Origin of the sequence: Marinobacter orientalis, assembly GCF_004792665.1 — a bacterium.
GTDB lineage: Bacteria > Pseudomonadota > Gammaproteobacteria > Pseudomonadales > Oleiphilaceae > Marinobacter > Marinobacter orientalis.
The window spans coordinates 1,765,062-1,787,684 of the sequence record NZ_SRZX01000001.1; the positions used below are offsets into that span (position 1 = coordinate 1,765,062).

21 protein-coding genes are annotated in these 22,623 nt (G+C 57.6%); 11 read left to right on the plus strand and 10 right to left on the minus strand.

Translation table 11 applies throughout. The features are described from left to right. Window positions 1-37: 37 nt before the first annotated feature. On the minus strand, window positions 38-1,663 hold the full coding sequence (locus DIT72_RS08180; RefSeq protein ID WP_169449990.1) for a bifunctional aminoglycoside phosphotransferase/ATP-binding protein: 1,626 nt from the start codon (window positions 1,661-1,663) through the stop codon (window positions 38-40). A 71-nt stretch (window positions 1,664-1,734) separates the two neighbouring features. Between DIT72_RS08180 and mrcB the strand changes: the two genes are divergently transcribed. Continuing rightward, a complete protein-coding gene (mrcB, locus tag DIT72_RS08185; protein ID WP_135954656.1) occupies window positions 1,735-4,059 on the plus strand; it encodes a penicillin-binding protein 1B in 2,325 nt (774 codons plus the stop codon). Next, a complete protein-coding gene (locus DIT72_RS08190; RefSeq protein WP_135954657.1) occupies window positions 4,056-4,631 on the plus strand; it encodes a tetratricopeptide repeat protein in 576 nt (191 codons plus the stop codon). Before mrcB ends, DIT72_RS08190 begins: the two co-directional genes overlap by 4 nt. 51 nt (window positions 4,632-4,682) lie before the next feature. On the opposite strand, the gene DIT72_RS08195 is transcribed toward DIT72_RS08190, so the two are convergent. Next, window positions 4,683-5,636 carry a DUF4382 domain-containing protein gene (locus DIT72_RS08195; protein WP_135954658.1) on the minus strand — a complete coding sequence of 318 codons (954 nt, stop codon included), beginning with the start codon at window positions 5,634-5,636 and terminating at the stop codon, window positions 4,683-4,685. Between the two features lie 248 nt (window positions 5,637-5,884). On the opposite strand from DIT72_RS08195, the gene DIT72_RS08200 reads away from it, so the two are divergent. From DIT72_RS08200 to DIT72_RS08215, 4 genes are all read left to right on the plus strand, one after another. Next, entirely contained in the window at window positions 5,885-6,475 is a 591-nt protein-coding gene (locus DIT72_RS08200) for an RNA polymerase sigma factor (protein ID WP_135954659.1), read from the plus strand. A gap of 10 nt (window positions 6,476-6,485) precedes the next feature. Next, window positions 6,486-7,190 carry a zf-HC2 domain-containing protein gene (locus tag DIT72_RS08205; protein WP_206081055.1) on the plus strand — a complete coding sequence of 235 codons (705 nt, stop codon included), beginning with the start codon at window positions 6,486-6,488 and terminating at the stop codon, window positions 7,188-7,190. After that, entirely contained in the window at window positions 7,187-7,603 is a 417-nt protein-coding gene (locus DIT72_RS08210; RefSeq protein WP_228260754.1) for a hypothetical protein, read from the plus strand. The genes DIT72_RS08205 and DIT72_RS08210 overlap by 4 nt, the downstream gene beginning before the upstream one ends. 149 nt (window positions 7,604-7,752) lie before the next feature. Beyond that, complete coding sequence (locus tag DIT72_RS08215; protein WP_135954661.1) at window positions 7,753-9,063, plus strand: tetratricopeptide repeat protein; 1,311 nt, start codon at window positions 7,753-7,755, stop codon at window positions 9,061-9,063. A 53-nt stretch (window positions 9,064-9,116) separates the two neighbouring features. Here the strand turns inward: DIT72_RS08215 and DIT72_RS08220 are convergent, their stop codons facing one another. The 6 genes from DIT72_RS08220 to DIT72_RS08245 all read right to left on the minus strand — a co-directional run bounded on the left by DIT72_RS08220 (window position 9,117) and on the right by DIT72_RS08245 (window position 15,375). Beyond that, complete coding sequence (locus DIT72_RS08220; RefSeq protein ID WP_135954776.1) at window positions 9,117-10,037, minus strand: lipase family alpha/beta hydrolase; 921 nt, start codon at window positions 10,035-10,037, stop codon at window positions 9,117-9,119. A gap of 342 nt (window positions 10,038-10,379) precedes the next feature. Then, the gene (hemL, locus tag DIT72_RS08225) at window positions 10,380-11,660 is read right to left on the minus strand and encodes a glutamate-1-semialdehyde 2,1-aminomutase (protein ID WP_135954662.1); all 1,281 of its coding nucleotides are present in this window, start codon (window positions 11,658-11,660) and stop codon (window positions 10,380-10,382) included. Window positions 11,661-11,663: 3 nt separating this feature from the next. After that, on the minus strand, window positions 11,664-12,377 hold the full coding sequence (thiE, locus tag DIT72_RS08230; protein WP_135954663.1) for a thiamine phosphate synthase: 714 nt from the start codon (window positions 12,375-12,377) through the stop codon (window positions 11,664-11,666). After that, the gene (thiD, locus tag DIT72_RS08235; RefSeq protein WP_211578689.1) at window positions 12,365-13,126 is read right to left on the minus strand and encodes a bifunctional hydroxymethylpyrimidine kinase/phosphomethylpyrimidine kinase; all 762 of its coding nucleotides are present in this window, start codon (window positions 13,124-13,126) and stop codon (window positions 12,365-12,367) included. Before thiD ends, thiE begins: the two co-directional genes overlap by 13 nt. Window positions 13,127-13,164: 38 nt before the next feature. Further along, window positions 13,165-13,587, minus strand: a complete 423-nt coding sequence (gene hemJ, locus DIT72_RS08240) for a protoporphyrinogen oxidase HemJ (RefSeq protein WP_135954664.1) — start codon at window positions 13,585-13,587, stop codon at window positions 13,165-13,167. A gap of 3 nt (window positions 13,588-13,590) precedes the next feature. Beyond that, window positions 13,591-15,375, minus strand: coding sequence for a chloride channel protein (locus tag DIT72_RS08245; protein WP_135954665.1), 1,785 nt, complete (start codon window positions 15,373-15,375; stop codon window positions 13,591-13,593). 134 nt (window positions 15,376-15,509) lie between these two features. On the opposite strand from DIT72_RS08245, the gene argC reads away from it, so the two are divergent. The 4 genes from argC (at window position 15,510) to erpA (ending at window position 18,200) form a co-directional block, all read left to right on the plus strand. Next, the gene (gene argC / locus DIT72_RS08250) at window positions 15,510-16,547 is read left to right on the plus strand and encodes an N-acetyl-gamma-glutamyl-phosphate reductase (RefSeq protein ID WP_135954666.1); all 1,038 of its coding nucleotides are present in this window, start codon (window positions 15,510-15,512) and stop codon (window positions 16,545-16,547) included. Between the two features lie 9 nt (window positions 16,548-16,556). Beyond that, window positions 16,557-17,297: a DUF6776 family protein gene (locus tag DIT72_RS08255; protein WP_135954667.1), complete on the plus strand. Its 741-nt coding sequence runs from the start codon at window positions 16,557-16,559 to the stop codon at window positions 17,295-17,297. A gap of 1 nt (window position 17,298) precedes the next feature. Beyond that, window positions 17,299-17,781: a bactofilin family protein gene (locus DIT72_RS08260; protein WP_135954668.1), complete on the plus strand. Its 483-nt coding sequence runs from the start codon at window positions 17,299-17,301 to the stop codon at window positions 17,779-17,781. Between the two features lie 89 nt (window positions 17,782-17,870). Further along, window positions 17,871-18,200: an iron-sulfur cluster insertion protein ErpA gene (erpA, locus tag DIT72_RS08265; RefSeq protein WP_199491044.1), complete on the plus strand. Its 330-nt coding sequence runs from the start codon at window positions 17,871-17,873 to the stop codon at window positions 18,198-18,200. A gap of 23 nt (window positions 18,201-18,223) precedes the next feature. Here the strand turns inward: erpA and DIT72_RS08270 are convergent, their stop codons facing one another. Next, window positions 18,224-19,321, minus strand: a complete 1,098-nt coding sequence (locus DIT72_RS08270; protein WP_135954669.1) for an anhydro-N-acetylmuramic acid kinase — start codon at window positions 19,319-19,321, stop codon at window positions 18,224-18,226. 3 nt (window positions 19,322-19,324) lie between these two features. Next, window positions 19,325-20,734, minus strand: coding sequence for a peptidoglycan DD-metalloendopeptidase family protein (locus tag DIT72_RS08275; RefSeq protein ID WP_135954670.1), 1,410 nt, complete (start codon window positions 20,732-20,734; stop codon window positions 19,325-19,327). Between the two features lie 306 nt (window positions 20,735-21,040). Here DIT72_RS08275 and tyrS point away from each other — a divergent pair, with 306 nt between their 5' ends. Then, on the plus strand, window positions 21,041-22,243 hold the full coding sequence (gene tyrS / locus DIT72_RS08280) for a tyrosine--tRNA ligase (RefSeq protein ID WP_135954671.1): 1,203 nt from the start codon (window positions 21,041-21,043) through the stop codon (window positions 22,241-22,243). Window positions 22,244-22,623 lie beyond the last annotated feature (380 nt).

Here is a 22,623-nt window from a genome sequence, read left to right on the forward strand (position 1 = left end):
TGCTTGCTCTTTTGGCTTCTCCGCCGGCCGGACTGCGCTAGTGGGGCAGGCCGAAATGCTGGCGGATCCGGTCGGCGACGGCCTCGGCCACATGCTCCTGATCGGTATGCAGGTGGATGGTGTGAGTCTTTTCCTCGGTGGTCAGCGGCTCAAACCAGGTTTCCTGGGTTTCAAGCAGCTCTTCGGTGGCTTCGGACGCGTCACCGGCACGATTGCGGATCCATTCCCTGCGCCTTTCCAGCGGCGCCTCGCAGTGAATCAGGGCAAAGGGCATGCCCCGGCTTTCGGCAACATCAGCCAGCATCTCGCGTTCGGCCTGTTTCAGGCAGGCTGCGTCCACGATGACCGGCATACCGCTTGCCAGCAGTTCGCCCGCGAGATCCGCCAGGCGCTGGTAGGTGCGCTGGTTGGCTTCTTCGGTATACAGGTTCTCCCCGGCAGGCGACTTGCTCTGATCCAGCGGCCCCAGTCCGAAAAGCCGCTTGCGCTCGACATCTGAGCGCAAGCGGATCAAACCCAGTTCTGCGGCCATGGAACTGCTCACCAGGGATTTACCACTGGCAGACAGGCCGGTGGTGGCAAGCAGGTAGGGGTTGGGAATGGAGCTGTAATCTTCGGCCAGCTGGGCGTAGTCGCGGTACTTCTGCATCAGGCCTTCTTTATCGGCATCGGTCAGTGACGGGTTGCCCATGGTAAACAGCGCAATCTTGGCCCGAACCATGGCGCGATACGCCTTGTAAAGTGGCAGCAGGGACAGGGCATCGAAATCGCCCCGGTACTCCAGGTAAGTGTTCAGTACCAGGTTGGCCATCTCCGGCTCGCGGCGGGATTCCAGATCCATCAGCAGGAAGGCGAGGTCGTTGATGACGTCAATCCAGCGGAAAGATTCGCTGAACTCGATGCAGTCGAACACTGTTACCTTATCCTCATACAGGGTGATGTTCGCCAGATGCAGGTCGCCATGGCATTCGCGAACGAAGCCGGCGTCATATCGCTGTGCAATCAGGGGCGAGTGCCGTTCAAAGGTGGTGCGGGTCCATTGTTCCAGGTTGTCCAGTTGCAGTAACAGCGCCTCGTCGGCAATCATCGGACGGATCTGGTCGAAGTTTTCCTGCATGCCGGCATAGACGGCGTCTGGCGTGCCCAGGGGCCTGCCGGGGGTGACGGGCGGCTGGCTCTTATGGAAGTCCGCCACCTGGCGGGCCAGAGTGGTGAGCAGGTCCGGCGTCAGCTTGCTGTTTTCCTGTCGCACGTCGAAGAGGTCATTCTGATCGAACTGGCGCATGCGGATGGCGTATTCGAAAGCCTCGCCCTGGCCGCCGAGTTCCGGGGCCTCTGCCGAACCGGTAATGGGCAAAACCTCCAGGTAGAGGTTTTCGGCAAGCCGGCGGTTCAGGCGCAGCTCTTCCTCGCAGAAGTACTTGCGCTGCTCCAGGCTTGAGAAGTCCAGAAAGCCGAAATCCATGGGCTTTTTGATCTTGTAGGCGAAATCGCCGGTCAGGATGACCCAGGAGATATGCGTCTCGAGAACCTGAAACTCTTTCACCGGGTGGTCGTACAGCGCCGGATCCTGCAGCGCCAGAATCAGGTTATCGGAAGTTGCATCGCTCACGGCTATCTCCTTGGGTTCCTCGAACTCATTGATTTCTAATGCGCCTATCATAACGGGCAGATTACAGAAATAACACACGGATGGCCTGCCTTACCGGTCCCCGGATTCGTTATAATCCCGCCATGAAAAAATCTGCCTCTTCCAGGAAATCCCCGAAAAAGAACAATCGCAAAGGCAAAGGTGCCCGCAAGCCCTGGTTCTGGCGACTGTTTTTCCGCGTATTTTTTGTTGGTGTGGTCCTGCTTGCCGGCTGGATGGTGTATCTCGATGCGGTGGTGACCTCCCGCTTCGAGGGCCGCCGCTTTGAGGTGCCGTCGCGGGTCTATGCCAGGCCACTTGAGCTGTACGACGGCGCCAGTGTCAGCTCCGGTGCGCTGCAGCGGGAGCTTGAGCTGTCCGGCTATCGTGCCGGTGATGGTAGCAAGGCCGGCACCTATCGCCGAAACGGCGGGCACTTCACCATCAGTACCCGCGGCTTTCTGTTTACAGATGGGCTGGAGCCCCGTCGGCGGCTGTCGTTGACCATATACGGGGACAGGGTAGCGGAGTTCAGGGTGCTGTCGGGTGACAGTACACCCATAGTTCGCCTGAAGCCGGCCCAGATCGGTGGCATCTATCCGGCCCACAAGGAAGACCGGGTTCTCGTTCAGCTTGATGAAGTGCCGGATCTTTTCATCGCTACTCTATTGTCGGTGGAAGACCGCAACTTCCGGGATCATTTCGGCATCGCCCCGTTGTCCATAGCCCGTGCAATGCTGGCCAACATCCAGGCCGGCCGGATTGTGCAGGGAGGCAGTACCCTGACCCAGCAGCTGGTGAAAAACTTCTTCCTGACCCGTGAACAGACGCTGCTTCGCAAAGGAAATGAAGCGCTGATGTCGCTTTTGCTGGAACTGCATTACCAGAAAGATGACATTCTGGAGACCTACCTCAACGAGGTCTATCTGGGCCAGGCCGGCACGCGGGCCATTCACGGTTTCGGCCTGGCCAGCCAGTTCTACTTTGGTGAATCGATTCGTGACATCGGTGCCCATCAGGTTGCGTTGCTGGTGGGAATGGTGAAGGGGCCAAGTTACTACAATCCCAGGCGCCATCCGGAACGCGCGCTTTCCCGCCGTAACCTGGTGATTGACGTCATGGCAGAAACCGGCCTCCTTGGTGAGCAAGAAGCCAACAGGGCCCGCGCCCAGCCACTTGACGTGACCGATCGTGCTTCATACTCGGAGAACCGTTACCCGGCCTACATCGACCTGGTGCGTCGCCACCTGGCCAGGGACTACCGGCAGGAAGACCTGCAGAGCGAAGGCTTGCGCATTTTCACCACGCTGGACCCGGCGATCCAGTATGCCGCAGAGTTTTCCGTCAAGGATATGCTGGGACGCATGGAGGGAAGTTCCGATACCAAGCTGGAGTCGGCGCTGGTGGTTACCTCCCGCGACAGCGGTGAGGTACTGGCGCTCGTGGGCGGACGTGACCCGCAGTATGCCGGTTTCAATCGTGCCCTGGATGCCCGTCGCCCGATCGGCTCGCTGATCAAGCCGTTTACTTACCTGACGGCGCTTCAGCAGCCGGACCGTTACAACCTGATTACGCCTGTAGAAGACCGGGGCTTTTCCCTGGTGTTCGACGACGGCCGACGTTGGGAGCCAGAGAACTATGACAGTGAAGAAAGAGGGCTGGTACCCCTGCACCAGGCACTGTCGCATTCGTATAATCTGCCGGCTGTCCGGGTCGGGCTCGATGTGGGAATTGAGGCAGTCAAGTCCACACTTCAGGGCTTTGGGGTGACCAGTGATATATCCGGATACCCCTCCATGCTGCTTGGCTCCGTGGCCATGACGCCGGTAACCGTGGCCCAGATCTACCAGGGCCTGGCCACGTCCGGCTTCAATACGCCCCTGAGAACCATCCGTCAGGTAACCGACGCGGAAGGCAAAGCGCTTTCCCGTTACAGCCTGAAAGTGAAGCAGGTGGCCCACCCGGCAGCTGTTCACCTTGTCCAGTATGTGATGCAGGAAACCATGCAGGAGGGCACTGGCCGGTCAGCTTACCGCACCGTGTCCCGTGAGCTGACGCTTGCAGGCAAGACCGGAACCACCGATGATGGCCGCGACTCCTGGTTTGCCGGTTTCAGCGGCGACCTGCTCGCGGTTAGCTGGGTGGGCCGCGACGACAATGGGCCTACCTCACTGACCGGCGCTACTGGAGCGCTGCCGGTCTGGTCCCGGTTCATGAGCCAGGTGCCCCAGCACGGATTTTCGCCGGTGGTGCCGGATGGCGTGGAATACCACTGGGTGAATCCGGCAGAAGGCGCCCTCACCGATGAACACTGTGAAAATGCACGCCTTGTGCCGTTCATAACAGGTAGCGCGCCCGACAGGGAAATCTCCTGCGGCGGCAATCTGGAGCAGCGCGTACGAGGCTGGTTTGAAGGACTCTTCCAATGAAAACGAACACGCTCAGATATGCGGGCTTGATCGCCCTGGCGTTGGCGCTGGCCGGCTGTGCTTCGAGCCCGGGTGGCGGTTCCATTTACGTACCCGCCGGCGGCTCCTCTTCCCGTGACGAAGCACCCCAACCCCCGCAGACCAGCAGCAGGGACGAGGAACCAAGGGTGGTGCGCAAGAGTGAGCAACCCGAGGAACCGGTGTCCCGGCAGGAGTACAGCGCTCCGAGTTATCAGGATGAAGGCGATGCACTTTCGCCGGCCGCCCGCAGCCTCATCAAACGGGCGGACAGCCTGATGGCATCCGGCGAAACGCAGGCGGCAGTGGCACAACTGGAGCGGGCACAGCGAATTGCCCCGCGTTCTGCGGAAGTGTATTTCAAACTGTCGGAGGCCTATGTGGCAATGGAGCAGCTGGGCTCTGCAGAACAGTTCACCCTGAAAGGGTTGTCGCTGGCGGGCAGTGATGCATCATTGCAGCGCTCAGGATGGATGCTGCTGGCGGATATTCGTCGTGCCCGGGGGAATGTGGCGGGGGCAGATCAGGCTGAGGCGCGGGCCGGAGCCCTGTAAAAGAAAACCCCCGCTGTGATGAGGCGGGGGTTTTGCGGCACTGGCTCGATATTACTGAGCCAGCGGGATAGTTTTCGCCTCGGTTTCCACATCTGCCACAACGGTCACGGTCTGATGGCCAAGGAACTCAAGCGTTTCCTTTGACTCGTTGTCATCATCCTGACACGAGTAAGCTATGGTGTATTCACCTGCGGGAAGGAAGGCGGCCTTGAAGCTATGGATTCCATTCAGATCTTCGTCTTCAACCGGGACGGCTAGTAAAGGCCCTTCGTTGGAGTCCAGATTTTCAGAATTCAGATCCGTCAGCTCTTCTGCAGGAATGTCTCCGCTGTAGACATACACTGAACCTTCGTAATCACAGGCAACCAGAGCGTCGTTTTGATTGATGCTTACGTAGTCGACATCGCCAATGATTGAGCCAGCTTCAGTATTATCGATCAGGCGATGGGCAGGTTTCAGGATGTATTTTGAATCTCCGGTGCCCCTTTCACCTGCGTTGACGATGGATTTGCGAACGTCAAAGTCAATCGTGAAATCTGCAGAGCCCCCTGCCGGAATTATGAACCCGCCCTGAAGTTTAAGACCAGTCTGGAAGCCGGAAGGAACAAACAGATCAACCTCGGTATCGGGAGTCGCGTTGTCTTCTTTGACGTATGGATTGTCGCCAAGGTGCAAACGTATCCACTCGTATTCCCCAGCGGGAAATTCCTGGCCCTCAAATAACTGGACAACCTTTCCGCCTTGGAAATCGAGAAGATTGATGTCAAGCGAAGTCTCGCCTTCGTCAGTCTCAACTTGAACTGTGACACTTTTCCCCTCAGCAGGTTTTACCTCAACAGATGTGATGTTGAGATTCACTTCAGTAAGGTCGGTAACCGGAGCATCTGTCAAACCCAGCGACATGGTGCCAGTGGAATCACTGTCGCTGCTGCCACTTCCACCACAGGCTGCCACAGCGGCTGCCAGTGCGGTGATACCAAAACCCTTGATCAATGCGTTATTCATGGTTTGTCTCCAGTACTGCTGTTCAATGAACTCGTTGTCCAACCTTGTTGGTATGATGGCGGGATTCCCTTACCCTCGTGCGGAGTCCGCTGCCTGAGGGTACAACGCCGGGTTTCGGTCACAGGTTCCTCTCTGGTGTGTTACAAACTGTACAGAACTAAATCTTTCACCAGCGGGCACAGGTTCAGCGCGCCGCGGAACTTTTTCTGGTATAAGCCGGTTTTAACGAATGTCCATGGGTTAACATTTTGGCATTGATACCTTTCCGGAGGCCGGCAAGGCCTTCACGATTCGAGAAACTGGTCCAGCCCCACCTGGAGGCCATGTACCGCTTTGCCTTCCGCTTGGCGGGACAGCAGCAGGACGCCGAGGATCTGGTTCAGGATGTCGTGGTCAAACTCTACCCCCGGCTTGAAGAACTGGAGGCCATTGAGCAGCTGAGGCCGTGGCTTAACCGGGTGCTGTACCGCCATTTTATCGATCAGGTGCGACGCAGGGGCCGCCGCGCGGACAGGCCGGTGAGCGATGTGGTCGAACCGGAGCAACAGGCCACATTCCTTGATTCCTATGCGGCGGATGTGCCGGAGCTGACGGAGCAGATCAGTGCCGAGCGCCTGAAGCCTGTCATGGATTCGGTCATCCGGGAGCTGTCGCCGGATATGCGTGCATTGATGCTGCTGCATGACGTGGATGGCTGGAGCCAGGAGGACATCGCGCGGGTTCTTGAGATACCCGTTGGGACGGTCAAATCGAGAGTGCATCGTTGCCGCGCATCGCTGAAGAAAAAACTGCTGGAGAGACCGGAACTTTTTCAGCAGGCCGGGCGTGTTGAACAATGAGGTGATGGACATGTTGTGTAACGAATGTAAAAACAGTCTGGGTTCCTGGGTCAGGAGCGAGCTCTCTGCGGCGCAGGCCAGCCGTATCGAGGGGCATCTTGCGGTGTGTAAAGACTGTGCCGTCGTTGCGCGTAACGAACAGGCAGTTTTCGACTCATTGCTCCATAGCCAGACGTTGCCGCCTCCCTCCTCCGGTTTTGAAGAGCGGGTCCTGGCCGCGGCAACTGGCAAGGACCGTCAGGCGCGGAATGGCTCCCGAGGTTATGGCTGGAGCACGCCCGTCGCCGGTGGCGCAATTGCCGCCGCCCTGGTAGTGGGGATTGCGCTGGGTTTCGGGTGGAAACCGGAACCGGGGCCGGGCACTGATCTGGCGTTTTCCAAAGCGGAGGGGCCAGCCAGTGACGCGACCCTCGTCGCCGAGCCTGTTGCACGCAATGTCCGGCTTGCATTCAGCTCCAGGGAGGCGCTTGAGGGGGTGACCCTGACGGTGGAGTTACCTCCCCATGTGGAGGTGTCGAGTTACCCGGGGCATCAAAAACTGAGCTGGAAAGTGGATCTGGACAAAGGCGAAAATATCGTGAATCTGCCACTTAACATACTGTTTTCGGGTGACGGTGAGCTGGTCGCTCATCTCGACGATGGCGGCAGAACGAAGACATTCCGTACCCGTCTCGACGGGCCGGTGGCGAATGGAAAACCGGAGCCCTCATCATGAAATCCGCAGTCAGGCATGGCATTGTTGTTTATGGCTGCGCCGGATTGCTGCTGGCGATAGCGCCAGCCGCTATTGCCGACGAGGATCTGGGTGTGACCATGCGAATGGTGACCGACGATGACAACCTGACCGAATCCGTTGTTCGCGAAATAGAGCTGAACGATCCGGTCGCCCTTGAACGCCGTGGTGGCGAGTCGGGCAAGCCTGCTGATTCGCCCGCTGCAGCGGGAGGCGCGGATAATGCCCTTGAAGTACAGGACCGGGGGCGCGAAGCAGCCCGGGCTGCCACGGAGCGGGCAGGGGAAGTACGCGAGCGTAACGAACAGCGCAGTCGCCCGGAACGGCCGCAACGCCCCGATGCCTCAGAGCGCCCCGAGAGGCCGGATTTACCTGAGCGCCCTGAACGCCCGTAGCTACCCTGACTCATGTCATTATTCCCACCGTAACGTTTCTGTTGTGCGACGAATTCCTTCGTCCCTTGCTATACTCCCGGTTTTATCGCCCCGCACCTGATTGTTTTTCATAGCGGGCAGTGAATCTCACGATATCTCCGGAGCAAGGCTTGCGGCCCTCAGGTTCAGCCATACTTTTTGTTGCCCTTATGATTCTGGCGCCGGCATTAGTGGCGGAAGAGCCAGGGGTACGTGCAGATTTTGAATCCGGCGTGTCAGCATTCGACGAGGGCGACCTGTCGACTGCCCGGGCGCATTTCGAGCGGGCAAGGGATGCTGGACTGAATACTCCGTCACTGCTTTATAACCTTGGTGTGGTTTACTTCCGTCTCGGGCAGTATGAGTCGGCCGAAGCCGTTTTCCTGGAATTGCTGGGCACCCGCCATGCCCCGCTGGCCCGTTATAACCTCGGGCTTGTCATGCAGGAGAAAGGGCAGGATGACGCCGCACACCAGTGGTTCGAGCAGGCGGCCGGGCCGGATTCGCCGGAAAAAGTGCGGGCGCTGGCCCTTCGCCAGCTTGACAGGACCGACCCTGACCGCTCAGGAGACACCAGCGGCAGCGGGTACCTTCTGGCAGCCGGCGGCTATGACGACAATATCGCGGGGGCACCGGATGACGCATCGAGTAATCAGGCCGGTGCTTTTGCGGATCTTCTGGCCGTAGGCAATCTCCGCATCGGCAGCGGGGACTTTGGCCTGCATGGTATCGCCTATACGCGTCAATATCCCGGGGATACCGAATTCGACAACAGTTTCCTCAGCACCGGTGCCTCCTGGCTGAAGGATGTCGGTGCCGGCGAGCTAACCTCCACTCTGAGCCTCGCGGGCTCTTGGTTCGGGGGCGACGCTCTTGAGCGTGAGGTGCGGTTGGAGGCCGAGTATCGTCCTGATCAATGTCTTTTCGCGTCCATCTGGTCCGGGATTGAATGCAGCGCCAGCGGATCGGTTTCCACCATTGATGGCGGAAGTGACTTCGCTGCTTACGATGGAGAAATGTTGCGGTTGGGTGTCAGCGCCTGGAAGAGTCTGGAGAGCTGGTTGTTCAGGGGCGGATATGAGCTCGAGGTCAACGACCGGAAAGATCTGGCAAGCCGGGAGGAATTTTTCAGCGTATCGCCATTACGCAACCTGGTCTCGGCTGAAGCCCGATATTATGCGTCAGGCCGGCTCTCCCTGGGAGCCAGGGGTGATATCCGCCATTCCCGTTACCGGGATGATCATCGGTTGGTATCCGGTACGGATGTGGTCACCAGGCGCCGGACAGACAGTCGCCTGCGGGGGGTGCTGCTGGCAGAATACCGGCTGACTGGCCCATGGCTGGTGCTGGCGGAGTACAGTATCGTTCACAATGACAGCACCATCGATCGATACGATTACAACCGCCGTGAAGTGATGATCGGTATTGAAAGGGCTTTCTGATGCCTGGCCGGGCATCCGGTCCCGGCCAGCTCCCAGGGCAGGGTTGCCCCGAGTTACAGACCGGCGTTTCTGAGCCGGTTGGCTTGTTGCAGGTAGACTGTCTTCGGGTCGGTCTCGAACAGACTGTGCAGGCCCAATGCCTGGTTCACCTCGTCCAGATGGTTCATGAAGTAGTTGTCGCGAATAACCTTGCCAAAATGATTGCTGCAACGCCCGACCAGGCCGTCATTGGCGCTGAAGCCAAACGCCAGGCGGGTTGTGCCCAGCAATGCGTCCGACGGATCAAGCACGTTGGTCAGAACGCCGGTACCGCCCCAGGAATAGAAGCGTACTCCGTTAGCTGAATAAGCCCCTTCACCACAGGCAGTGGCAGGAATCCCCGCTGGTGCAAAGTTATTGAACTCGGAGCTGCCTTGAGCAGTAAGTGAGTAGAGGCTGGAGCGCATGTCTTGCCTGTAGCCGCCACCAGCGAGCAGGTCGATCACGCCGCCAAGAGCGTCCCCCAGCGATGCCGCCAGGCTCTCGGCCGGGGAACCGTAAATCAGGTCTGCCACCGGCGAGCCCTTGTGGGGTGAGCCTACCGAGGTAACCGAGGCCACCAGGTCAGGCCGCACTCTTGCGATGTATCGAGCAGTAGGTCCGCCATGGCTGTGACCAATCAGGTTTACCTTGCCGTGAATGGCCGCAATTGATGCTACTTGCGGAAGCAGTGCTTCACCCCTGGCAATGGTACTGTCCAGGGCGGGCACCTGGGTGGTGTAAACATCCGCACCATACCTGCGCAGATCTTCGGCGATGCCGTACCAGTAATCGACACCCGCGATGGAGTCGAAGCCGAACATGCCATGAACCAGCACAACGGGATAGCGGGTGTCAGTGTAGTCGGAAGGAGTGGAGTCCCACCACCAGGCCATTGTTGGCGCCGACCATGCCAGCACAAGCAACACGGCGAATGCCTTGATCCATTGTTTCATCATTGCACCTACAGTTTGCTGTTGTATTTGTTGTCAAACTGCGGCTCGACCTAACGGGCTCAGCCGATATCTTTGTGCAGGTGCTCCGGGGCAATTCCGTGTGGCGTCCCTGCGCTGACTTTTGCCTTGTGATTGTTAGATGGTCGCAGTCAGTGCATCTCTTAGCACGAGATCTGCGTATAATTTGATCAAAAGGAGGGTTAAGTCAACGGCAGGAGGGGCTATGATGCGTGGATTATTGCCATAGTGTGACGCGGTTCATGGGTGTGGCGCTTAAAGACACGTGTTATAGGTCGACAGACTTCCGGATGGAGGCCCGGAAGTCTGTAACGTTAATGGCAATCAGAGGGTGGCCATAACCCTGCGTGCTGCCTCTGTTGTCTGGTGGATGTCGTCCTCGGTCAGGGCAATGCTGGTGAATCCGGCCTCAAACGCAGACGGCGCAAGGTAGATACCTTCCTTCAGCATACCCTGGAAGAATTTCCTGAAGCGTTCGACATCACAGGCCATGACCTGGTCGAAGCGGGTAATCCGGGGTTCATCGGTAAAGAAGAAACCGAACATGGCGCCGGCGCTTTGCACGGCCAGGGGAATGCCGGTGCTGTCCGCCGCTGCTTTCAGACCATCACGAACGGCATTGGTTTTTTCCGTCAGCCGCTGGTGAAAGCCGGGCTCGGAAATGGCATTCAGAGTGGCCAGCCCGGCGCACATGGCCAGCGGGTTACCACTGAGTGTTCCGGCCTGGTACACCGGCCCGAGCGGCGAGATGTGTTCCATGATCTCCCGCTTGCCCCCGAACGCTCCGACCGGCAGGCCACCGCCGATAACCTTGCCCAGCGCGGTCAGGTCCGGAGTTACGCCGTAAAAGCCCTGGGCGCCGCCAAGAGATACGCGGAAGCCGGTCATGACCTCGTCAAAAATGAGTACGGTGCCATGCTCGTTGCATACTTCCCGCAGGCCTTCCAGGAAGCCCGGCACCGGCGGGATGCAGTTCATGTTGCCGGCAACCGGTTCAACGATGATAGCTGCAATCTCATCGCCCATTGCGGCGAAGGTTTCCCGCACGCTGTCGATATCGTTGAATGTCAGGGTCAGCGTGTGTTCCGCAAGGCTGGCGGGAATACCCGGGGAATTGGGCACACCAAGAGTGAGGGCGCCTGAGCCGGCCTTAACCAGCAGTGAATCCACATGGCCGTGGTAGCAGCCTTCAAACTTCACGATTTTGTCCCGGCCGGTATAACCCCGTGCCAGCCGCACAGCACTCATGGTGGCTTCGGTGCCGGAGTTCACCATGCGTACCAGATCAATGGATGGCACCAGTTCACAGACCTTCTTCGCCATTTCTGTTTCGAGGGCAGTAGGTGCGCCGTAACCGATGCCCTGGTCCACCTGGGCGTGCAGGGCATCCTTGATAGTCTGGTTGCCGTGGCCGAGGATCATCGGGCCCCACGAACCGATGTAGTCGATGTAGCGACGGTCGTCTTCGTCGTACAGATAGGCGCCTTGGGCATGTTTGAAAAACAGCGGTGTACCGCCCACCCCCTTGAAGGCCCTGACCGGCGAGTTGACGCCGCCGGGAATGTATTTCTGAGCCTCGGCAAATAGGGTTTCGGACTGGGTCATGGTTCAGGACTCCTGATGAACGGATGATGAAAAAAGTGGGTGATGCGTTGCAAACAGCCGGGCAAATTGGCGCGCACGCGCCTCAATGGATGCCGGATCACCTTTGAAAAGGCCGCCAACCACGGCGAGCATGTCGGCGCCGGCGCGGATCAGGGCTTCGCCGTTGTCCGGGGTGATGCCGCCAATGGCCGTCACCGGCTTGCCAAAATGTCTGGCCCTGGCCAGTACCGCGGTGTCCGCTGGCGGAGCATCGGGCTTTGTGCCGGAGGTGAAGAATCGGCCAAACGCCAGGTAATCGGCGCCGTCACGGTCTGCACGTCTGGCCAGGGCCAGATCGGCATGGCACGTTGCCCCTATGATCGCATGTTCCCCCAGCTGTTGTCTGGCATCAGCCAGGGAACTGTCCGTTTGACCCAGATGCACGCCCGCTGCTCCGCAGCGACGGGCCAGCACGGGATCGTCATTGATGATCAGGGGCACCCGCGCATCGTTGCACAAAGCTGCGAGGTCACGGGCCTGTGCGAGTCGCTCCGGTTGTGGCGCGCTTTTCTCCCGATACTGGACCATTACAGCACCGCCACGAAGGGCCGCTTCCACGGCCGCCAGAAGCGTGGTTGCTGTTAACAGCTGACTGTCAGTGATGGCATAAAGGCCGGGCCGCAATCCCTTGGCGGTGGCGCTGGCACTGAACGTGCCAGGTGCGCTCAACTCTCCCATGGGATACCCCGGTCCGGCACCGGTTGCCCGTGGCCGACTTTCAGCGCATGCCGGATAGCGCGCAGCACGTAGTTCTGTGCCTGGGCAATCGAGGCGCGGGCCGAGAGTCCGGAGGCCCTGCCGGCGGCAATGGAGGCGGCCAAAGTGCAGCCTGTGCCGTGATATTCACCGCCAATCCGCTCAATGTGGAAGTACAAGGGCTCCTGGTCCCGATGATAAAGCGTGTTAACGATTTCCGCTCCTTCACCATGACCACCCGTCGCCAGCACCGAGTGACAGCCGGCTTCCAGCAGGTTGTGGGCAGCCCGTGCCCCGTCTTCATCGCCGCCAAGCAGGGCCAGTTCAACGCCATTGGGCGTAATGATCTCCGCATGCCGGAACAGGCGCTCCTTCATGCGTGTAATCAGGGCATCGTCGGCCAGGTCGCCACCGCCGGCCGCCTTGATGACCGGGTCGGTAATCAGCGGGACGTCCGGATGGTCGGCCAGAAACTCTACCAGCACATCCACCACATCGGCATTGCCCAGGGCGCCGGTTTTTATGGCATGGATGGGGGAGTCGTCGGCAAGACACTGCAGTTGCTGGCGGATGATGTCGGGGTCCGTTGCGGTGGCATTATAGACATTGCGGGTGTCCTGCACTGTCAGGCACGAGAGAACCGGCATGGGGTGGCAGCCAAGTGCAGTAACAGCCTGGATGTCGGCCTGGATGCCGGCTCCTCCCGATGGATCAAGGCCGGAAACAATCAGAACGTGAGGTCGGCTATGCAGTTTGATGGTCAGGCTCCTCAGAATGGTTTGACGGAAGCAAGAATGACAACGGCAACCAGCACCAGAACGGGCACTTCGTTGAACCAGCGGTAGAACACATGGCTGCGGGTGTTCCGGTCGTCGCGAAACACCTTCACCAGATGGCCGCAGTAAAAGTGATAGCCAATCAGCAGGACGACCAACAGAAGTTTGGCGTGCAGCCAACCCTGGCTCATATAACCCTGGACATTGTAACCGATGAGCCAGAGTCCAAAAAATACAGTAGCAACCATCGATGGCGTGGTAATGCCCCGGTAGAGTTTGCGCTCCATGATCTTGAAGCGTTCGCGGCCGGGCTCGTCGTCACAGGCAGCGTGATAGACAAACAGCCGGGGCAGATAGAAAATGCCGGCGAACCAGCACACCATTGAAATAATATGCAGGGCTTTGACCCAAAGCATTGGTTAACTCCGTCGGTATTGGTAATAACTTTCGATATCGGATTTCAGTATCACCCCGTACACGCGCTGGATCATCGGGGCGACGTGACGTTGAACATACAGGGCTTCTACGCTGGTGTGCTCAAACTCGTTCAGCGCTTCTTCCAGTGTTGCCTGGTATTGTACCGGGGCAATATCCCGACGATTCGCCGGAATGTCCATCAGGTCGATCTGTTCCGGAGACTCTTCTTCCTCTTGCTGCTCGCCGGCGGCTGATGCTTTGGTATCCTCCAGATAGCGTGCCAGATCCACTGCCGGTAAAAGGCCGGTGGGTCCGTTGCTGCCCTCGACCAACAGCCACTTGGGTTCGGACTTCAGAATCTTTACGGCCTCGTTTCTGGATAAAAAACGCTCGGTACGAAGAATGCTCCTGTCCATGATTGCGCCCACCGATACGCGCCTGAGTGCCTGGATGACCGGGGAGTTCTGATAACTCAGGCCCTGGCTCTTGAGGATGGTGAGGAACAGGGATTTCTTGCCAAAAGCTTCACTGGTCACCAGGCTCGCGGTGGTGATCACCAGCATGCCCGGCAGTATTATGTTGGGATTTCTGGTGAGTTCCATCAGTGCCATGAGTGCGGCGAGCGGTGCCTGGAGTACTGCCCCCATCATCGCTCCCATGCCCAGCATGGCATAGAAACCCACTGAGGAGGCAACGTCGGGAAATATCTGGGCACCAATCAGACCCATGGCACCACCCAGCGTCGCTCCCATGAACAGCGTGGGACCAATCACCCCGCTGGGCATGCCAAGACCAATTGTGACCGAGGTGATCACAAGCTTTGCAATACCCGCACCGAGCAGAAGCCAGAACGGCAGTTCATTGTCGAGGGTGAACTGTACGGTGTCGTAGCCGATACCCATGACTTCCGGCACCACCACCGCAAACGGCACCATGAGAAGCCCCGCGACAGTCAGTCGCAGCAGTACAGGCCGGTGATGGTGCCGGCCGGTCGAGTCCACCAGCTGTATGAAAGCCGCCGCGGCAACCCCGATAATGATGGCAATGGCGATAATCCAGGGGATTTCCAGCAGCGAATTCATGGTCAGAGGCGGCACGCTGAACGCGACCTCAGAACCGTACATGGCCTGGCTCACTACCGCCGCGGTTACCGATGCCAGAATAATAGGCGTAAAGCCGGCGATGGTGTATTCCATCATTACGACTTCCATGGCGAAGATAACGCCGGAAATGGGTGTATTGAAGGAAGCAGAGATGGCGGCGGCGCAGCCGCAGGCAACCAGTGTGCGGATACTGTTGTTGGGCAGTCGCATCCACTGGCCCATGAGGCTTGAAAAGGCCGCGCCAAGATGGACCGCCGGGCCTTCACGGCCCGCGGACTGGCCGGTGACCACCGTGCTGACACCGGTCACGAACTGAACCAGGGCGCTGCGCACAGAAATATAGCCCTGGTGGTAATTCAGGCGCTCCATGACGTGCACGATGCCCACCTTGCGGTTGTGGATAGCAAGATTGTGCATCAGCAGGCCGAGGCCGACAGCGCCGGCAAGGGGAAGGATCGCGCGGGTCAAGATGTGTAGGTCTTCAAAGGATTCAGACCCTTCGCCCGGCAGGAAATACTCCAGTGGCCATTCTATGGCAAGCCGGAAAACCAGGATCACACCACCGGTAAACAATCCCGATAGCAGGCCGAGAACCGCCAGTTGTGGCAGTGCATCCACGCCGGACAGGCGACGGCGGAAAACAGGGATCAGATGCTGGGTAGTCTTTTGCCAGAATTTACGCATGAATGCCGGTTTTCCGGAGGTGAATGATTTTCTGACGATATTGTAACCAGCGCTTGTCGGGCTGCAATAAGTCATTGGTTTATCATGTTAGACTATTGGGCTTTCGGGAACCTGATTTGTAGCTGGAGTAACTGGTGATAAAAGTAGGCATTGTAGGTGGGACCGGTTATACCGGTGTTGAACTTCTGAGAATTCTGGCGGTTCACCCGGAAGTGTCGGTGAGCTGTATTACGTCGCGCTCGGAGGCGGGCATGCCGGTCGCCGACATGTACCCGAACCTGCGTGGTCACTACGACCTCGCGTTTTCGGAGCCCGACGTGAAGACCCTGGCCGCCTGTGATCTGGTCTTTTTCGCAACTCCCCACGGCGTTGCAATGCGCATGATGCCGGAACTGATGGCTGCGGGTGCGCGTGTGGTGGATCTGTCAGCAGACTTTCGCCTGAAAGATCTTGATGTCTGGGCGAGTTGGTACGGTATGCCCCACGAAAGCCCGGAGTGGGCGGAAAAGGCGGTTTATGGCCTGCCAGAGGTTGTGAGAGAAGAAATTCGCACCGCACAACTGGTGGCCAACCCTGGCTGTTACCCGACAGCGGTTCAACTGGGTTTTCTGCCCTTGCTGGAGAGCGGCCTGGTCGATCCGTCGCGGCTGATCGCCGATGCCAAGTCCGGTGCCAGCGGCGCCGGGCGGCAGGGCAAGATCGGAATGCTGCATGGTGAGGTTGGCGAGAGTTTCAAGGCCTATGGCGCCTCCGGTCACCGGCATCTCCCGGAGATTCGTCAGGGGCTGTCGCAGGCATGCGGAAGTGAAGTAGGTGTCACTTTTGTGCCGCATCTGATTCCGATGATTCGTGGCATCGAAGCGACCCTGTATGCCGAACTGCGTGACCCTGCGGATTTTGATCGTCTGCAGACGCTTTACGAAGAGCGGTTCCGGGATGAGCCCTTTGTGGATGTGATGCCGTTTGGCAGCCACCCGGAAACCCGCAGTGTCCGTGGCGCCAATAGCTGCCGTATGGCGCTTCACCGCCAGGAACAGAGCAATATCGTGATTGTGTCATCGGTCATTGACAACCTTGTGAAAGGTGCCGCGGGCCAGGCCGTCCAGAACATGAACATCATGTTTGCTCTGCCCGAAACCATGGGGCTGGAAGCGCCCGCATTGCTGCCATAGGCCTGTCCGGTGAGCGAATCCAGAAAACCCGCCGAAAAATACGTCGTCATCCGGCATCGCCCGGGTTACCGGCTTCGCCGCACCCTGATACTGCTGGTATTTTCCATTACTGCCGCGGTGGTCGGGTATGCGGCGGGGATGGCCCAGGGTGGATTCCGTTTTTCAACCGCAGAAGAATCCCGTGATCGCCTTGAAGAGCAGGTCGAACAACTGCGGAATCAGAACAGGGAGGCCAGTCAGCAACTGGTCAATCTTGAGCGGGGGCGAACCATCGATGCCGAGGCCCTGAATCAGGCCCGCCGAACCATCGTTGATCTGGAAACGCAGATTGCATCACTGAAAGCGGACCTGACTTTCTATAAAAATATCATGGCGCCTTCGGAAACCAGTAAGGGATTGCAGGTTGACCGGCTCACGATGCAGCAGGGGCGTGACGACGATACCTATGGTTTCAAGCTGGTGTTGACCCAGATTGGTGACAACAAGAGCTATATCTCGGGAGTGGTGGCGGTCAATGTTATCGGTATGCGGAATGAAGAAAAGGAAGTGATTGCTCTTCGGGACCTGTCTGACGATATTGATGACCTGGGGGTCAGGTTCCGTTATCGATACTTCCAGGATATTGAGGGTCTGTTGCGGCTGCCTGATGGTTTCGAGCCCCTTGAGGTTCAGGTGGTGGCACGTGCCGAAGGCAATAAATCGTCCCAGGCTGAGCGTACATTTGATTGGGATGAACTAACGGAGAACTGACATGCTTGGTAAAAAGAAACAGAAACCACGTCGCCCGACCGGGCAATTTGACACATTGGTTTCAACCCGCACAACGATTGAAGGGGATGTCCATTTCTCCGGTGGGCTACACGTTGACGGCAAAATCCGGGGTCGCGTGGTTGCAGAAGAAGAAGGCGGTGATGCCGTGCTTCGGGTTTCTGAAGTGGGCTCTGTGGAAGGGGACATTGTTGCGCCTCACGTGATTATCAACGGCATGGTCCATGGGGATGTCTACGCGTCGACGCATCTTGAACTGGCGGAAAAAGCCTCCATTCACGGTAACGTGTATTACAATCTGATTGAAATGGCGATGGGTGCATCGGTGAATGGCAGCCTTGTCCACCAGAGCGAGCCGGTTGGTCTCCTTGGCCGCGATAGGCATCAGGGTAGTGCCCGGATGATCGACAAGGACAAAGTTGAAGATCGCGATGGTGCGGCTGTAGCTGAAGCTGAAAAGGAATAGTTGATTGTTTTAGTCAGGAATACGATAATCAGGTCAGATCTTTTCGTGGCAAACCGGAGGCGGACTTGAGTGTAGTTCAGCAACAGGCAATGACACCGGTATTTTTCAGTGACAGTGCGGTGTCCAAAGTACGTGATCTCGTTGAGGAAGAGGGCAACTCTGACCTCAAGCTCCGCGTGTTTGTGACCGGTGGGGGCTGTTCCGGTTTCCAGTACGGGTTCTCGTTTGATGAGGCCCAGGACGAGGAAGACACTGTTATTGAAAAAGACGGTGTGATGTTGCTGGTGGATCCTATGAGCTACCAGTACCTTGTCGGGGCAACCGTGGATTATCAGGAAGGGCTGCAGGGGTCCCAGTTCGTGGTGCAGAACCCCAACGCAAGCTCCACCTGTGGCTGCGGCAGTTCCTTCTCCATCTGACGCTATCTTACGGGCGCACCAGATCAGGCGTAATAGACCGCGCCCAGGATTCTTTCTCCGCTTGCGCCTGTTACTTCCGGCAGATTTCCCGGTTTTCCCGACAGTCTCTGGCTGGCAAGCCAGGCAAACGCCACTGGCTCGACCCACTGTGGGTCCAGGCCCAGCTCTGCTGTAGAAGCGATTCGGGAAGGACTGCAGGTACGTTGCAGTTCCCGCATCAGGACTCTGTTTCTGGCACCTCCTCCGCAAACAAAGATGGTCATCCCGGGAAAGTGCGGTATCTGCTGTGCCACAGTGACTGCGGTCAGTTCCAGCAGAGTTCTCTGGACGTCAGCACCGGCAAGGTCCGGATGCCGGTTCAACAGCACCTTTAGCCATTCCAGATTGAACTTCTCGGTGCCGGTGCTTTTGGGCGGCTGTCGTGAGAAATAGGCTTCGGAAAGCATATCTCCCAGCAGGTCCTGATCGACGATACCTTCGTCTGCCCAGGCACCATCCTTGTCGTAAGCCTTGCCGGTCTGGTCCAGACACCAGGCATCCATCAATGCATTGGATGGGCCGGTGTCGAATCCGGTAACGGGCGCACTGTTATCAGCGGGCAAGTGGGTGATGTTGGCGATGCCGCCAAGATTGAGAATGCAGCGATCCTCTCCGGCAGCACTAAAGAACGCTTTATGGAATGCCGGCACCAGAGGTGCGCCCTGTCCACCGGATGCCAGGTCGCGACGGCGGAAGTCGGCGACAGTTGTTACGCCGGTACGTTCTGCAATGAGGTTCGGATCGCCAATCTGAATGGAAAAGGGTTTTGATCCATCCGGCTGATGCCGAAGCGTCTGCCCATGGCTGCCAATGGCTGCAATCGACGCCGGTGGAAAGCCGGCCTTTTCGATCACGCTGGTTGCCGCAAGGGCAAACAGTGAACCGGTGGCGTGGTCCAGTTCGCCAAGATCGTCAGGGGTTCCGCGGTTCTGGCTGAGGCTGGCAAGGCGCTGACGAATGTCGGACGGGTAATCCGTGGTGTGGGTGGCATGAATACGGATATGCCGGTCTTCGAACGTCACCAGTATGGCGTCGATGCCATCCATACTGGTGCCCGACATCAGTCCTATCCAGGCTTTCATGTGTTACTCGTCTGCGGCCAGGGCCAGCTGCTGGTAATCCTGGCGGAACAGCTCGAATCTGGCAACCTGCTGGTCAGCAGCACTTTTGAAGCGAGCCATTTCGGACTTGGGAACCGGCTTTGCGTCGGGCAGTTTCACAGTCCGGGAATTTCTCGGGGAGCCGTTCACCCGGAACTCATAGTGAAGATGGGGCCCGGTTACCATACCGGAAGAACCCACGTGGCCGATCGTATCTCCCTGCTTTACCCGTGTCCCGTTCTTTATGCCTTTGCCAAGGCGGCTCATGTGGGCATACAGGGTAGTGATGTTGTCACCGTGCTTGAGGATGACGGTGCGTCCGTAACCCCCTTTCCATCCCGCAAACTGGACCCGGCCGTGACCGGCTGCCTTGATGGGAGTTCCCGGCGGCGCAGCATAATCTGTGCCCTCATGCGGGCGAACCACGTCCAGCACAGGGTGGCGACGCTGAAGGTTAAAAGATGAAGAAACCCGTGCGTTAATCGGCGTTCTCAGGAACGCCTTGCGCATGCTGCTGCCATCAGGGCTGTAATAGTCGGTATCGCCATTGCTGTCAGTGTACTGCAGCGCAATAACCTCTTTGCCTTGATTGACAAAGCGCGCAGAAAGGATGTTGCCGGTGTCGAACTTTTCACCGTCCAGGTACAGCTCTTCGTAAACCACCTCGAATCGGTCGCCTTTGCGCACATCATAGACGAAGTCGATGTTCCAGCCGAAGATGCCAGCCATTTCCATCGACAGCCTGTCTGACAGTCCGGCCTCGCGCGCCGCTACATAGAGAGAACCGTCAATAATGCCGGATGCAAACGCGGGCTTTACATCTGGCTCACGTACAACGGTTTCTCCTTTGAAGCCGTCTTCGGTCTTCTCAACACGGAGGGTTTCAAGAAGATTGCGCTGAAGATCAACGGCTGCCAGTTCGCCGGTGTCGTCGGTTGCAAAGGAGATACGCTCACCAGCATAAAGCCGCTGCAGTTTGTCCGCCTCGCCATCGCCATGAATGACCGACAGCATGACGCCATCGTTGAAACCGGCCTTGCTGAACAGGGACGACAGGGTGTCACCGGACTTGATCCTGTATTCCTGCCACTGCAGTTCGGGCTCGCTTGCTTCGGCAGCGGCAGTCGCAGTGTCAAGGGCTTTGGGTGGTTCGGGTTCTTTTATTACCGTAACGACAGGAGAATCAGGCGTCGGCTTTTTAAGGTCTCCGGCCTGTTCGACAGACGCACTGCCTCGGTTACCTGACTTGCTGACGGTGCCTTCATCGAGATCCAGTGCGTAGGCCATTCTGTTGGCTTCAACGTTAGCACTGGGGCTCATTAGAATGGCCGCAGCGACAACAATTGTGGTCGCAGCGGCGATGGTAATATGCGTTTTTGGGAACATTTTTAGCACGTGTCGCATCCGTTTTGATCGGCATTCCGGTAGCTTGTACTACCTAATTAAAGCTGTTGTTAAAGTATAGACCAACAGATTACCGTATAAAATGCGCTCAGGACAGCTTCAAACATTACCGTTACTGGTATGCGGACCGGATTTCCTGGGCCGGGGTTGCTATAATCCTCCGCCTTAAATATGCGGCCCTGTTTAAAAACTGAGCAGGAATACTTTAGCAGGGAGGTCGGTAACGCACAGATTTCTTTTGTAGAGGTCTGTAACCGTCATCCCGCTCAAACCATCAGAATTGAGGATGTGTTGTTCATGGCATCTATTGATGAGGCACTGGCCGTAGTCAAGCGCGGCATGGATGAGTTGATTTCCGAAGAAGCGCTGATTGAAAAGCTCCGGGAGGGGCGCCCTCTGAGGATCAAGGCGGGGTTTGATCCGACGGCGCCCGATCTGCACCTGGGGCACACTGTACTGATCAACAAGTTGCGCCAGTTTCAGGATCTCGGGCACGAAGTCATTTTCCTTATTGGCGACTTTACCGGGATGATCGGCGATCCCACCGGCAAAAGCGCGACCCGCCCCCCCTTGACAGAGGCGCAGGTTGCGGAAAACGCCATCAGCTATAAAGAGCAGGTGTTCAAGATACTGGACCCCGCGAAAACCCGGGTGGTTTTCAACTCCGACTGGATGAATAAGCTGTCCGCGGCAGACATGATTCGGCTGGCCGGACAGTACACCGTTGCGCGAATGCTGGAGCGGGATGATTTCACCAAGCGCTACCGGGCTGAGCAGCCAATTGCCATTCACGAGTTTCTTTATCCTCTTGTGCAGGGCTATGACTCGGTGGCTCTGGAGGCAGATGTCGAATTGGGAGGGACCGACCAGAAATTCAATCTTCTGATGGGGCGAATTCTGCAGAGGCATTATGGCCAGGCGCCACAGGTGGTCCTCACCATGCCGATACTCGAAGGGCTCGACGGCGTCCAGAAAATGTCGAAGTCGCTTGGCAACTATGTGGGTGTTAACGACTCGCCCGGGGAGATGTACACCAAACTGCTGTCCATGCCGGATGATCTGCTGTGGCGTTACTTCGAGCTGTTGAGCTTTCGGCCGCTGGCGGAAGTTGAGGAGTTTCATGCTGCCGTAGACAGTGGCGCTAATCCCCAGGAGTACAAGAAGCTGCTGGCGGAAGAGATCATTACCCGTTTCCATAACGCCGAAGCGGCCGCCACTGCTCACAGGTCCGCCGGTAACCGGGTTGGCCTTGGCGAGATTCCCGAAAATGTACCGGTGGTTGAAGTTTTCCTGGCCGGGCGCGATGAGCTGCATATAGTGTCGCTGCTTAAAGAGGCAGGTCTGGCAAGCAATGGTAAGGCGGCAAAGGATGTATTTGGTCGCGGGGCTGTCTATGTCAATGGGGAGCAGGTAACCGACGAGCGGATGTTCACGGCCGGCGATGATTGTGTTGTGCAAGCTGGCAAGAAGAAGATCGCCCGTGTTGTGGTCAGCGGTTGAACGGAATTCAGGGTTTTTCAGAAAATATCGAAAACCTCGTTGACACCTCAGGTGAGCTCTGTAGAATACGCATCTCGTTCGAGGGACACGCCACTGAGGCGGGTCAGAAATCGAACGGCAACCGTTTGAATTGATTGAAGATTTCTTGTTTTTAAATTCTTCAGAAAGCGGTTGACAAGGCAGCGATTCGATGTAGAATACGCCACCTTGATCGGGCAAGTCCCGAACGCTCTTTAAAAAGTTGACCAAGTAATTCGTGTGGGCGCTGGCCGAGGTATTTCGGATATGAAATATCAGGACAGTGACTCGTCGAAAAATTGAGTTTTGTCTTGAGCAGAAATAAAGGATCTTCGGATTCTTGTATGATTTAAACTGAAGAG